Source organism: Andreprevotia chitinilytica DSM 18519 (genome assembly GCF_000711875.1).
Classification (GTDB): domain Bacteria; phylum Pseudomonadota; class Gammaproteobacteria; order Burkholderiales; family Chitinibacteraceae; genus Andreprevotia; species Andreprevotia chitinilytica.
Genome location: NZ_JONM01000008.1, coordinates 153192 through 164844, shown reverse-complemented (window position 1 = coordinate 164844; position 11653 = coordinate 153192). Strand labels below are relative to the sequence as shown.

The following is an 11653-nucleotide window of genomic DNA, read 5'->3' as shown; positions in this document are numbered from 1 at the left end:
CTTCTCCACGTTTCACTCTCCGATAGGTAGGCTCGATGCTTACAGGCAGTCTGGTGGCAATCGTCACCCCGATGTTCGAGGACGGCAGTCTTGACTATGCCAGCCTCAGAAAGCTGGTCGATTGGCATATCGAACAAGGCACCGATGGTATTGTCGCCGTCGGCACCACCGGCGAATCGCCGACCGTCGATGTGGAAGAACATATCGAAATCGTTCGCACCATCGTCGAGCAAGTCGCAGGCCGTGTGCCCGTCGTCGCCGGCACCGGCGCGAATTCGACCAAGGAAGCGATCACGCTGACCCGCCGTGCCAAGGAAGTCGGCGCGGACTACGGCCTATCTGTCGTTCCCTACTACAACAAACCGACCCAGGAAGGGTTGTTCCAGCACTTCAAGACGATCAGCGAAGCGGTCGATCTGCCCATGCTGCTATACAACGTTCCCGGTCGCACGATCACCGACCTCTCCAATGACACCGCGCTGCGTCTGGCAGCATTGCCGGGCATCGTCGGCATCAAGGACGCCACCGGCAACATGGAGCGTGCAGCGGAACTCGTCAAACGTGCACCGAAAGACTTCACCCTGCTCTCCGGCGACGATGCTTCGGTGTTCCCGTTCATCCTGCTGGGTGGTCATGGAGTGATCTCCGTAACGGCCAATCCTGCGCCACGCGCGATGCATGACCTCTGCGCCACCGCTCGTGCCGGCAAGATTGACGAAGCCCGTACCATCAACGACAAGTTGCAAGGGCTGCACAAGCACTTGTTCGTTGAAGCCAACCCGATCCCGGTGAAATGGGCCATGGAGCAACTAGGCCTGATCGGCCCGGGCATCCGGCTTCCACTGACCCGTCTCTCCCCGGCCAACCAAGGCGTAGTGCGTGAAGCACTGACCCTGGCTGGCGTGCTTTAAGCTCCGCGACCTCGACGTCTGCGACCCGATGTTTGCGAACCCAATGGCGAAAGATTTCATGAAAAACGCGTTCCGACTGATCCCGATCATCGCTGCCCTCTCCCTGGCGGCCTGCAGCAGCGACCAACTGATGCTGCAGCGCAAGGTCGATTACCGCTCCGGTAGCGACAACCTCACCAAGAACCCGCTCGAAGTACCGCCTGATCTGACTTCGCCAGCGGCCAGCACCAATTTCTCCGTCCCGGGCAAATCGATTGCGGCATACCAGAACGCCAGCGCACCGGCGTCAACCGTGCTGCCGGTCACCAGCAAAGCGCGCATCGTGCAGGACGGCAACCAACGCTGGCTGGAAATCCAGGGCAGCGCGGACAAAGTCTGGCCGCAACTGCGCGAGTTCTGGCTCGACAACGGTTTCTTGCTGACCATCGATAACCCGACCATCGGCATCATGGAAACCGACTGGCTGGAAAACCGCGCCAATCTGCCGCAAGACCTGGTGACCAAGCTGCTGCGCAAAGTGGCGGACAGCTTCATTTCCACCGGCGAACTCGACAAATTCCGCACCCGGATCGAGCGCGGCAGCGGTGCTGACGTGACCGACATCTACATCACGCATCGCGGCATGACCGAAGTGTTCTCGGACGGCTCGACCGACGCCAAGGGCAACTCCGCCGCCGGCACCACCAACACCAAGACCATCTGGACACCGCGCCCGTCCGATCCGGAGCTGGAAGCGCAAATGTTGTCGCTGATGCTGCAACGCTTCGGTATGACTCCGGAAGAAGCACAAGCCACCGTGCAGAAGCCGGTTACGCTGCAAGCCCGCGCCGCGTTGATCGATAACAATCGCACGCTGGCCGTGTACGACAACTTCGACCGCGCATGGCGTCGTGTTGGTCTGGCGCTCGACATGAGCGGCTACATCGTCACCGACCGCGATCGTAGCAAGGGCGTTTACTACGTGCGCCATGCAGATAGCGATATCGGCAAGGAAGACAACAGCGGTTCCTTCCTCTCCAAGCTGAAGTTCTGGGGTGGCGACGAGAAGGCCAAGGCGGCCGACAAGGTTCAGCAAGGCGAGTTCGAAATCCACGTCGAAGAAGCCGTCAACCAGACCAAGGTCACGGTCTTGGGCAAGGATGGCAAGCCCGTCGATGCCGCCAAGCAGCAACCACTGCTGAACGCACTGCTGACGCAACTGAAGTAAGCGTTGCTTCACCCACAAAAAAGCGGCCAACAGGCCGCTTTTTTGTTGCAACGCCCAGCGCAGCAGCTATTCCAGGTAACGCCGCCCGCCGTACCCGGTCAGGCTCATCAGCACCCGCACCAGGCCGAAGCAGCCCCAGACCACGGCCCGCTTCAGCCAACTGGCTTGACTGATGCGACTGGTCTCGACCCGGCGCGCACAACGCAGCAGCTTGCGGTTCAAGTCATTCCGCAAAGCACCTGCAAAGCCATGATCGCGCACGAACAGATTCGCTTCCCGCGCCAGCAACAAGCTGAACGGGTCGAGGTTGCTCGAACCGACGGTGGCCCATTCACCATCGATGACCGCGACCTTGGCGTGCATGAAACCAGCGGTGTATTCGTAGATCTCGATGCCAGCAGCAAGAAAGCGCCGGTAGTAGGCGCGCGTCGCCCAATGCAACAGAAAGTGGTCCACCTGCCCTTGCAGCAGGATCACCACATTGACCCCGCGCGCCGCCGCAGCGCGCAACTCCTGCCGAAAGCGATAGCCGGGCAGGAAATAAGCATTGGCGATCACCACCTCACGCTTGGCCAAACGGATGGCACGGCGATATTCGTCTTCAATATCGTGCCGGTGGTTCAGATTGTCACGAATCAGAAACTTGACCACCGTATCGCCAACCGAGTGCTCCGACGGCACCAGTGGGCTCGGTGATGCCCATTCCGATTTGAGGCGCGCCCAAGCGGTCTGCCGCCAGAGGCGATCCACCACGCGGTGGATCGGCCGGACCGCCGGCCCCTCGATACGCACGGCATAGTCATAGCGAGGAGCCAGATGGGGATTGGTCGGTTCGATATCAGTCAGGATATTGATACCACCGACGAAAGCCACCTGCCCGTCGAACACCGATAATTTGCGATGCAGGCGTCGAAGGCGGGCTCGGTTGAGCGAGAAATGGCGTGGTTCAGGGCGGAAGAACAGCAGGCAGGCACCGGCCGCCTCCAACTCATCCCGCCACAAGGCCGGGAACGCCTTTGCGCCGAAACCATCCAGATGGACTTTCACGACGACACCGCGCTGGCTTGCCGCCACCAGTGCCGCGACCACACGCCGCCCGATGTCATCGGTCTCGAACAAATAACTTTCGAGAAAGATTTCGTGTCGGGCTGTTTCAATTTCCTGCAGCAACACCGGGAAATAATCGGTGCCGTTGTAAAGCAACCGGACACGATGCCCCGGCTGGAATGCAGCGCGGGGTCGCAAGGTTTTCCGTAAACCTTGTCGCCAGCGTTGTGCCGAATCCAGCGCTGAATCAAGCAGATTGGACGGCATCAGTTCACCGTCCCGCGTGACAACAAGGTGTAAAGCGGCGCGTGATCAGACAAACCCACCCACGGTGCGCCGGCCAGCACATCGGCACTTTCGATCCCCAAGCCACGCACATAGATGCGATCCAGCGCCAGGATGGGCAAACGGGCCGGAAAACTACGCGCCGCGCTGCCATGCAGCGTCTCGAAGGCTTCGGACAAACCCAGCTCCCGTCGCAGGAATGGCGTCGCCTCTTGCCGCCAATCGTTGAAATCGCCGGCCAGCACCATCGGCGCTTGTTGCGGTACTTCCGCGTGAACGTATTCGGCCAGCAGCGCGAGTTGCTTGCGCCGGTCTTGTGCCCGCAGGTTGAGGTGAACCGATAACGCATGCAACGGCCGATCCCAGCCCGGGATTTCCAGCACCGCATGCAATACGCCGCGCTGCTCCAGGCGGTGCAAGGTCAGATCGTGGTTGTCCCAACGGCGAATCGGGAAACGACTCAGCAGCGCATTGCCGTGATGGCCGTGCTTGTAATTTGCATTGCAGCCATAGATGGCGTTCAGTTCATCACCTGCCAGATACTCGTGCTGCGGGTCTTGCGGCCAATGCAGGAAACGCTGCTCGTTGCGCCGATGCTCGCCCTGCACTTCTTGCAGCAGGACAAGATCCGGGGCCAGCTGGCGCATGGCCTCGCGGACGTCGTGCACGACCAGCCGGCGGTTGAAGGCCGACAAGCCCTTGTGCAAATTGTATGAAGCAACGCGGAGCGTACGTTCGGCCATTGGGTCTTTTTTTTGATGAATAGGATTAGTGCGCCACGCGCTCCGGCAACATACGGATCGCCTCGGCGTTGGATGGCGAGAACACCATTTCTGCGGCCACCGCCCATTCCACCCAGCGATGGCGACAGTGCTCACGTTCGGACAGCACCACGTCGACCTCCTCAACCACTTGCACGCTGAACACATGCTCGGTATTCGTGGTCACGCCGGGCGCGTAACGGTGACGCCAGATATCGAAGATTTCGAAGTCAGTGGACAGTTGCCAGTCACGCATCGATTCACGCGTCACCACGATGCCGGTTTCCTCGGCAACTTCGCGGATGGCGGTATCGATCAACTGCTCTTCGCCTTCGCGGCTGCCAGTTACAGATTGCCATGCCTCGGGAAAATCGGTGCGCTCGATCAGCAAGACTTTCAGGCTGGGCGTGTGGATGATGACAAGGACTGAAATCGGTTGTTTGTAGGTCATCGCCGCATTATACAATCGGCAGACCAACCTTCTTTAGGCTCTGTTGACGTAGGTTTTGCGGTCGCGCGGTGCCGAATTTTTCGGTCAATCAAGGCATAAGGCGCGCCGCATAACAGGTTATGTCAGCGCCTTATAACGCGGAGTGACCGCAAAAGTCGGCTCCGCCCGAAGGGTTTGCCCGGATTTGGGCCTCTTGCTGTGTTGAAAGCCGCTTGCGTGATCGATTACGCGGTACGTCTTTCGCCTGGCAATAGGCCCAAATCCGGGCAAACGCGACCCACAAAACCTACGTCAACAGAGCCTAACCTCCCCCATGTCCCTTGACATCTCCGCCCTGCGCGCCGAGTTCCCCCTGTTTGGTCACTACCCGGATCTCGTTTACCTCGACAACGCCGCCACCACGCAGAAACCACGCGCCGTGCTTGATGCCGAGCGTGCGTTTTATGAAACGTCCAACGCCAATGTGCATCGCGGCCCGCATCGGCTCTCGATCAAAGCGACGGAAGCGTTCGAAGCCGCACGCGCCAAGGTGGCACGTTTCATCAACGCCGAGCGTGACGACGAAATCGTCTTCACCCGTGGCACGACCGAAGCGATCAACCTGGTGGCCTATAGCTGGGGGGCCGCCAATCTCAAACCAGGCGACGAGGTGCTGGTCACTGCGCTAGAGCATCACGCCAACATCGTGCCGTGGCAGTTGATCGCCCGCCAAACCGGCGCAACCGTCCGGGCCATCCCCGTCCTGGCAGACGGCTCGCTCGACCGCACGGCGTTTCTGTCGCTGTTGCAGCCACAGGTCAAACTCGTCGCCATCACGCATGCCTCCAATGCCATCGGCACCCGTTTGCCCGTGCTGGAGCTGACCGCTGCTGCGCACGTCGCTGGCGCGCGTGTATTGATCGACGGCGCGCAGGTTATCGCGCATGAAAGCGTGGATGTGCAGGCGCTCGGTGCGGATTTCTATGTGTTCTCTGGCCACAAGATGTACGGCCCGACCGGCATCGGCGTGCTGTACGCCAAGGCCGAACTGCTGGCCGGCATGCCGCCGTGGCAAGGCGGCGGGGAGATGATCGATCGGGTGTCGTTCGATGGCACGACCTTCGCCGAACCGCCCGCCCGCTTCGAAGCCGGTACGCCCGCCATTGCCCAAGCTGTCGGGCTCGCTGCGGCCATCGATTGGCTCAATACCCATGACCGAGCCGGACTGCGCCAACACGAAGCGCATCTGTGCGCCCTGCTCGATGCTGGTTTGCGCAAGATTGCCGGGGTAAAAGTCATCGGCAACACCGCTGACCGCGCCCCGCTACGCTCGCTGGTGTTCGAGCATGCCCATCCGTTCGATGTGGCGCAGTTCCTCGATGCCCGCGATATCGCCGTGCGCGTCGGCCGGCATTGCGCCGAACCGTTGCTGGAATCGCTCGGGGTTACTGGCACGTTGCGGGTGTCGTTCGCGGCGTACAACACGGTCCGCGACGTCGAACGGTTCCTCGCCGCGCTGGCCGAAACGCTGGATGACCTCGCATGATCTCCCCGGCCTTTCAGCACCCCTTCGGCAGCACGATCGACCGCACTGCACTCTCCGCCCGGCTGGATGCGGCCAACAGTTGGGAAGCGAAAAACCGCCTGCTGGTGCAACTGGCCCGCGAGTTGCCCGGCTTCTCGGACACCGAGCGCAACGAAGAGCACCGCGTTTCCGGCTGTGAGAGCACGGTTTGGGTGATGACATATTGGCACGATGGCCGACTACAAGTCGCTGCGGATAGCGACTCCCGCGTCATCAAGGGCCTGCTGACGCTGCTATTGACCGCATATCACGACCAAGCACCGGATGCGATCCGCCAATTCGATCTGGAAGGCTGGCTGGCTAAACTGGGCCTCACCCGCTTCTTGTCTGCTTCACGCGGGAATGGTCTGCGGGCGATTGCGCGCAAGATCGTGGCGGCGGCCAGCGATAAGTAGCCCGGACGCACTTTGCGGCCGGGGCGGCAATGCATGACGAAACAACCTCGGTTACCTGCCTGTTTCAAGTTGCGTAAGCATGATCAAACCCTTGTAGGAGCGAGCTTGCTCGCGATTGCATCGTTCCATCCAACATTGCCATCGCGAGCAAGCTCGCTCCTACAGGGGGCTGTAATGGTTAACGAAACCACCCCGGCCGCAAAATGCGTCCGGGCTACGGGATGATTAGCCCCTAAAACGGCTGGCTCTCGATTTCCCGGCACGTCTGATATTGCACCGGCAACTTCTCGCCCAAAAAGTCCAGAAACGTCCGCACCGCCGGCAGCAAGCCGCGCCGGCTGGCGTAAACCGCGTGCACGAGGCCCGGTTGCGGTGCCCAGTCCGGCAGTACCTGCAACAGCCGGCCTGCGCGCACGTCTTCGTACACCATGAAGCTCGGCAAAATCACCGCACCGATGCCGCCAAGCGCCGCCTCGCGCAGCACCTGCATGTCATCCGCCACCAATCGCGGCTGGTGGACGATGTCGAAACTCGCATTGTCCGGTCCGTACAAGGTCCAGGCAGCGCGGCCATCGGTGGCGTTCATGGCGAGCGTATCCAGCCAGCCAAGTTCATCCGGATTGGATGGCGTGCCTTGCCGCAGCAAAAGCGACTGGCTGGCCACCAGCATCCCCGGACTTGCGCCCAGTTGCTTCACGATCAAGGTGGCGCTGTCTTGCGGTGTCGGCCGTACGCGCAGGGCGATATCGATGCCATCTTCGATCACATCCATCGCCCGGTTGGTGATGATCATCTGCACCCGCACCAATGGATAGCGACTCAAGTATTCCGGCAAAAACGGGCCGACGCTGAATTGCGCCAAGGTGGTCGGGCAGCTCACCCGCACCACGCCGCGGGGTTCGGCTTGCAGGGCTTCGATATCTTCCCGTGCGGCATTGGCTTCATCTCGCACCGCCACGCAATGCCGGTAATAACGCTCGCCCAGATCAGTCAGCGCCAGCTTGCGCGTCGTGCGCTGCAATAACCGCACACCCAGCCCGGCCTCCAATTCGGCGATACGCCGTGACAAACGCGATTTCGGCACGCCCAGCGCCCGCCCGGCTGCCGCAAAACCGCCGTGATCGACGATTTCGGCAAAGAAGAGCATGTCATTGACGTCTTGCATTGGCTTCTCATTCCATTGTTCTACCCATGGAACAATTTATCGCATTTTCGCCGACTTATCAGCACTTCGTTCCACCAGCAGAATGCACTCCAACGCCGCAACAACGCGGACGACATCCAAAGGAAAACATCATGAAACTGCTGCACATTGATTCCAGCGTCCTCGCTGACAACTCCGTTTCTCGCCAACTCACCGCCCGTATCGTGGCTGAGTGGAAGAAATCCCAACCTGGCCTCGTCGTCGAAACCCTCGACGTTGCCACCGATGCCCCGGACCATTTGTCCGGCGAAATCCTCGGCGCCCGCTTCACCCCGGCCGATGCCCACAATGATCTGCAAAAACGCGAAACCGAATTGACCAACGCGTTCATCGAACAATTCCTGGCCGCTGATGTGCTGGTGATTGGCGCGCCGATGTACAACTTCTCGGTGCCGAGCCAGCTCAAGGCCTGGATCGATCGCATCGCTGTTGCCGGCCGTACCTTCAAGTACACCGAAACCGGCCCGGTCGGCCTCGCTGGCAACAAGACCGTGATCGTGGCCTCGACCCGTGGCGGCGTGTATTCCACCACCGAAGCCATGCGTGCGCTGGATCATCAGGAAAGCTATCTGAAGACCGTGTTTGGCTTCCTTGGCATCAGCGACGTGCGTTTTGTCCGTGCAGAGGGCATCTCCATGGGGGAGGCCAAGAAAGCCGAAGCCCTTGAGGCTGCCCACAAGGAAATCGAAGCGATCGCTGCCTGATTTCCCTGCCAACAAAACAGCCGCCTCACAAGGGCGGCTGTTTTGTTTTGAGCGTCGCGTTTGAAAACCTATTTGGTCGCCGTCGTCTTGGCGCAATGCGTGGCGACGACCGCGCCATCGCGCTTCAAGGTGCTTTCTGCGGGCGAACCTTGCAACGCAAATTGCTTGTCTGCCCAGGCAATGGTGGCCCCCTCTACCGACGTTTCATGCAGCAAATAGGTGGCGTTCTGCCAATGCAGATAAACGATATCACCCTGAATATTGGTGCCCAGACTGAACGTAACGTCGTTATCGCAATGGTAAACACCCGTAAAGCGCAAGGCGTGGGCCGACGCCTGGCCCGCAGTCGCAAAGAGCATCACTGCCCAACACAAACCTCGCAGCACCGGTTTCATCGTTCCTCCTTGCCGGACACCCAGATCGAAAAAACCAACCAGAACGAGTTTGCCACGGCGAGCATAAAGCCTAGCAGGCCCAGCGCCGGCATGCCGAACAGTGTCGGGCCGACCTTGATGGTCATCACGATGCTGGAGCCGATGATCAGCGAGCCGGTGACGATGCCCATGGTCAGGCGGTTGGCGCTGCGGGTCAGTTGCGTGCCGAAACGATCCAGCCGTTTCAGATCGAGGTCGATCTTCAGATTGCCACGCCGGGCCTGCTTGATGAGCTTGCCTACGTCGCGCGGCAGGCCGGCCAGCACGCCGAATGCCTCGAGCAGGTTGTCCTTGCCCTTCTTGAACAGCGCTCCGGGCTTGTAGCGGTTGACGATCACCTCGCGCACGAATGGCGTGAGGTGCTGCACCATCTGGAAATCCGGGTCCAGCTGGCGGCCCAAGCCTTCCAGCGTGATCAGCGCCTTGAACAGCAGTGTGAGATCGGACGGCAGCGTGATTTCATGATTGCGCATGATGCCGGCCACGTCGTTGAGCAACAGCCCGAACGAGATGTCCTTCAGCGGCAGGTTTTCGTAGTTGAACATGAAGTCTGCGATATCGGCGGCGAGCTTCTCCTCGTCGATCACGGTATCGCCGGTCCATTCCATCAGCACTTCGAGAATGTCGTGCTCATCGCGCCGGGATAACGCGGCCAATAGATCGACGATCTGATCGCGGCGCGGATGCGGTAAGCGGCCGACCATGCCGAAGTCGAGAAAGCCGATACGGTTGCCCGGCAGGAATTTGACGTTGCCAGGATGCGGATCGGCGTGGAAATAGCCGTCGATCAGTACCATTTTCAGCACTGCATCCGCCCCGCGCGCGGCCAGCAGCTTGCGATCCAGCCCGGCTTCGTCGAGCGTGCGCACGTCGTTGCCGGCCCAGCCACCCATCCAGCTCTGCACGTTGAGCCGATCAGAGGTGTATTCCCAATAGATACGCGGGATATCGATCTCGGCATGGTCGGCAAAATTCTGCGCAAACCGTTCCTGATTGCGTGCTTCGGACGAAAGATTCAATTCGCGCCGCAGGGATTTGGCGAACTCTTCGACAATCTTCGCCGGCTGGTAGCGACGCGTTTCCGGGAATTCGAACTCCATCAGCGCCGCGATATGCCCGAGGATGCGCAGGTCAGCCTCGATGGTCGGGATGATGCCGGGGCGGCGCAACTTGAGGACGACTTCGGTGCCATCCCGCAGCTTGGCGTGATGCACCTGCGCGATAGAGGCCGAACCAACCGGGTCTGGATCGATGTCGGTAAAGTAGTTGTGCGGATCGCAGCCGAAGATGTCGACCAGTTCCGCCAGAATGACGTTGAACGGCAGCGACGGCACATTGTTTTGCAGCTTCTCGAACTCGTTGATCCATTCCGGCCCGAATACGTCGACGCGCGTTGCCAGCACCTGACCGAGCTTGATGAAAGTGGGCCCGAGTTCTTCCAGCGCTCGTCGCACACGCACCGGCGGATCGAGCTGCTCGATTTCATGGCTGCCAGGCAGGTGCAACAGATCGCCGGCACGCTCGACCCCTTTCGCCAACCCGAGCCGTTGCACCAGATTGCCGAGCCCGTGCCGCACCAGAATCGCGGTAATCTCGCGTACTCGCGGCAGGTCGCGCATGACAGTGAATGTTTCTTTGAGCATGGAGCCTCGCTGACGGCGTTCTTTGATGATGAGCAAGTGCGGATTTTAGGCTTTACACGTCATTTGCACATCGCTACATTCGATGCCCATGAAATTATCTACGCACGCAGCAGCCCGTGTGGGCTCCAGTTGGGCGGCGATTTGCTGTGGGCTTGTATCCGGCTTGTTGGCGTTTGCGGCATGGGCGGACGACACGCCCGCTAATCCGTCTGCCGCGACTGACAACCCGTCGAGCGGCTGGGGCGCCAACAAGGCCGCCTCGCCAGAGCCACGGGAACCCCGCTCCCCCAGCACACAATCCGCACAGACTTCCTCGCAAGCATCGTCACAAGAAGCCGGCCCGACCGCGGCACAACAGCTGCTGCTGCAAGCCATGGGCCTGGTTGGCGTGCGCTACAAATGGGGCGGTAAAGACCCGGAAACCGGCCTTGATTGCAGCGGTTTCGTCCGGTACGTATTCCAGAACTCGCTCAACATCGCCCTGCCCCACAACGCGCTCGCCATGAGCCGGATCGGCGCCAATATCGACCGCACCGAACTCCGGCCGGGCGATCTGGTGTTCTTCAACACGCTGGGGCGAACGTTCTCCCACGTGGGCATTTATCTGGGTGATAACCGTTTCATCCACTCACCACGCGCCGGCAAGAGCGTCGAAACGTCCAGTCTGGGCGAAGCCTATTGGCAAAAGCGCTGGAACGGCGCGCGCCGCGTTGCCAGTGAAAGCGGCGAAGGCATCAATCTGGCCGGCCTGCTGGCTGTGGCAGGCAACCCTGAAGCAGTGCAGCTCAATCCGGATGAGGGCGGCAAGCACTGCAAACAGGTCGTGCGCGGCAAGGGCAAGCACAAGAAGACCGTGACGGTGTGCGAACGCACGTCCAAGTCCTCCAAGTCGGCCGGCAAGTCCGCCAAGGGTGGCAAGGCGGGCAAGAGCGGTGGCAAAGCGGCCAAGAAATCCGCAACGAAAAAGAAATCACGCCATTGATGATTGCATTGCTGATCGACCGGTCAGCGCAATAAAAAACGGGCAGCCTCAGCTGCCCGTTTTTT

General features: G+C 60.4%; 12 protein-coding genes. 6 read left to right on the top strand and 6 right to left on the bottom strand.

What is annotated here, in order from left to right:
• Positions 1–35: 35 nt before the first annotated feature.
• Together dapA and bamC are read left to right on the top strand one after the other, a co-directional pair.
• A complete protein-coding gene (gene dapA, locus BR41_RS12460) occupies positions 36–911 on the top strand; it encodes a 4-hydroxy-tetrahydrodipicolinate synthase (RefSeq protein ID WP_035056942.1) in 876 nt (291 codons plus the stop codon).
• Positions 912–969: 58 nt separating this feature from the next.
• Positions 970–2118 carry an NlpB/DapX family lipoprotein gene (bamC, locus tag BR41_RS12455; RefSeq protein WP_169741294.1) on the top strand — a complete coding sequence of 383 codons (1149 nt, stop codon included), beginning with the start codon at positions 970–972 and terminating at the stop codon, positions 2116–2118.
• Between the two features lie 66 nt (positions 2119–2184).
• Here bamC and clsB read toward each other — a convergent pair whose 3' ends face one another.
• Genes clsB through nudB form a run of 3 tightly spaced genes read right to left on the bottom strand, consistent with a single transcriptional unit; the run spans position 2185 to position 4662 of the window.
• Positions 2185–3432, bottom strand: coding sequence for a cardiolipin synthase ClsB (gene clsB, locus BR41_RS12450; RefSeq protein WP_084187107.1), 1248 nt, complete (start codon positions 3430–3432; stop codon positions 2185–2187).
• Positions 3432–4193: an endonuclease/exonuclease/phosphatase family protein gene (locus BR41_RS12445; protein WP_035056940.1), complete on the bottom strand. Its 762-nt coding sequence runs from the start codon at positions 4191–4193 to the stop codon at positions 3432–3434. Before BR41_RS12445 ends, clsB begins: the two co-directional genes overlap by 1 nt.
• A gap of 25 nt (positions 4194–4218) precedes the next feature.
• Complete coding sequence (gene nudB / locus BR41_RS12440; RefSeq protein ID WP_035056938.1) at positions 4219–4662, bottom strand: dihydroneopterin triphosphate diphosphatase; 444 nt, start codon at positions 4660–4662, stop codon at positions 4219–4221.
• A 313-nt stretch (positions 4663–4975) separates the two neighbouring features.
• Here nudB and BR41_RS12435 point away from each other — a divergent pair, with 313 nt between their 5' ends.
• A complete protein-coding gene (locus tag BR41_RS12435; RefSeq protein ID WP_051710841.1) occupies positions 4976–6187 on the top strand; it encodes an aminotransferase class V-fold PLP-dependent enzyme in 1212 nt (403 codons plus the stop codon).
• Positions 6184–6621, top strand: a complete 438-nt coding sequence (locus BR41_RS12430) for a SufE family protein (RefSeq protein WP_051710838.1) — start codon at positions 6184–6186, stop codon at positions 6619–6621. Before BR41_RS12435 ends, BR41_RS12430 begins: the two co-directional genes overlap by 4 nt.
• A 232-nt stretch (positions 6622–6853) precedes the next feature.
• On the opposite strand, the gene BR41_RS12425 is transcribed toward BR41_RS12430, so the two are convergent.
• Positions 6854–7786 carry a LysR substrate-binding domain-containing protein gene (locus BR41_RS12425; protein WP_051710837.1) on the bottom strand — a complete coding sequence of 311 codons (933 nt, stop codon included), beginning with the start codon at positions 7784–7786 and terminating at the stop codon, positions 6854–6856.
• 131 nt (positions 7787–7917) lie between these two features.
• Here BR41_RS12425 and BR41_RS12420 point away from each other — a divergent pair, with 131 nt between their 5' ends.
• Positions 7918–8529 carry an FMN-dependent NADH-azoreductase gene (locus BR41_RS12420; protein ID WP_035056934.1) on the top strand — a complete coding sequence of 204 codons (612 nt, stop codon included), beginning with the start codon at positions 7918–7920 and terminating at the stop codon, positions 8527–8529.
• A gap of 68 nt (positions 8530–8597) precedes the next feature.
• On the opposite strand, the gene BR41_RS12415 is transcribed toward BR41_RS12420, so the two are convergent.
• Both BR41_RS12415 and BR41_RS12410 read right to left on the bottom strand, forming a co-directional pair.
• On the bottom strand, positions 8598–8924 hold the full coding sequence (locus tag BR41_RS12415) for a hypothetical protein (RefSeq protein WP_035056931.1): 327 nt from the start codon (positions 8922–8924) through the stop codon (positions 8598–8600).
• Positions 8921–10606, bottom strand: a complete 1686-nt coding sequence (locus tag BR41_RS12410) for an ABC1 kinase family protein (RefSeq protein WP_035056930.1) — start codon at positions 10604–10606, stop codon at positions 8921–8923. Before BR41_RS12410 ends, BR41_RS12415 begins: the two co-directional genes overlap by 4 nt.
• An 88-nt stretch (positions 10607–10694) precedes the next feature.
• Between BR41_RS12410 and BR41_RS22975 the strand changes: the two genes are divergently transcribed.
• On the top strand, positions 10695–11588 hold the full coding sequence (locus tag BR41_RS22975; protein WP_156970678.1) for a C40 family peptidase: 894 nt from the start codon (positions 10695–10697) through the stop codon (positions 11586–11588).
• Positions 11589–11653: the final 65 nt, after the last annotated feature.

Coding starts and splice junctions, on each gene's coding strand:
- dapA (WP_035056942.1), top strand. CDS start 36: ATGCTTACAGGCAGTCTGGTGGCAATCGTCACCCCGATGTTCGAGGAC.
- bamC (WP_169741294.1), top strand. CDS start 970: ATGAAAAACGCGTTCCGACTGATCCCGATCATCGCTGCCCTCTCCCTG.
- clsB (WP_084187107.1), bottom strand. CDS start 3,432: ATGCCGTCCAATCTGCTTGATTCAGCGCTGGATTCGGCACAACGCTGG.
- BR41_RS12445 (WP_035056940.1), bottom strand. CDS start 4,193: ATGGCCGAACGTACGCTCCGCGTTGCTTCATACAATTTGCACAAGGGC.
- nudB (WP_035056938.1), bottom strand. CDS start 4,662: ATGACCTACAAACAACCGATTTCAGTCCTTGTCATCATCCACACGCCC.
- BR41_RS12435 (WP_051710841.1), top strand. CDS start 4,976: ATGTCCCTTGACATCTCCGCCCTGCGCGCCGAGTTCCCCCTGTTTGGT.
- BR41_RS12430 (WP_051710838.1), top strand. CDS start 6,184: ATGATCTCCCCGGCCTTTCAGCACCCCTTCGGCAGCACGATCGACCGC.
- BR41_RS12425 (WP_051710837.1), bottom strand. CDS start 7,786: ATGCAAGACGTCAATGACATGCTCTTCTTTGCCGAAATCGTCGATCAC.
- BR41_RS12420 (WP_035056934.1), top strand. CDS start 7,918: ATGAAACTGCTGCACATTGATTCCAGCGTCCTCGCTGACAACTCCGTT.
- BR41_RS12415 (WP_035056931.1), bottom strand. CDS start 8,924: ATGAAACCGGTGCTGCGAGGTTTGTGTTGGGCAGTGATGCTCTTTGCG.
- BR41_RS12410 (WP_035056930.1), bottom strand. CDS start 10,606: ATGCTCAAAGAAACATTCACTGTCATGCGCGACCTGCCGCGAGTACGC.
- BR41_RS22975 (WP_156970678.1), top strand. CDS start 10,695: ATGAAATTATCTACGCACGCAGCAGCCCGTGTGGGCTCCAGTTGGGCG.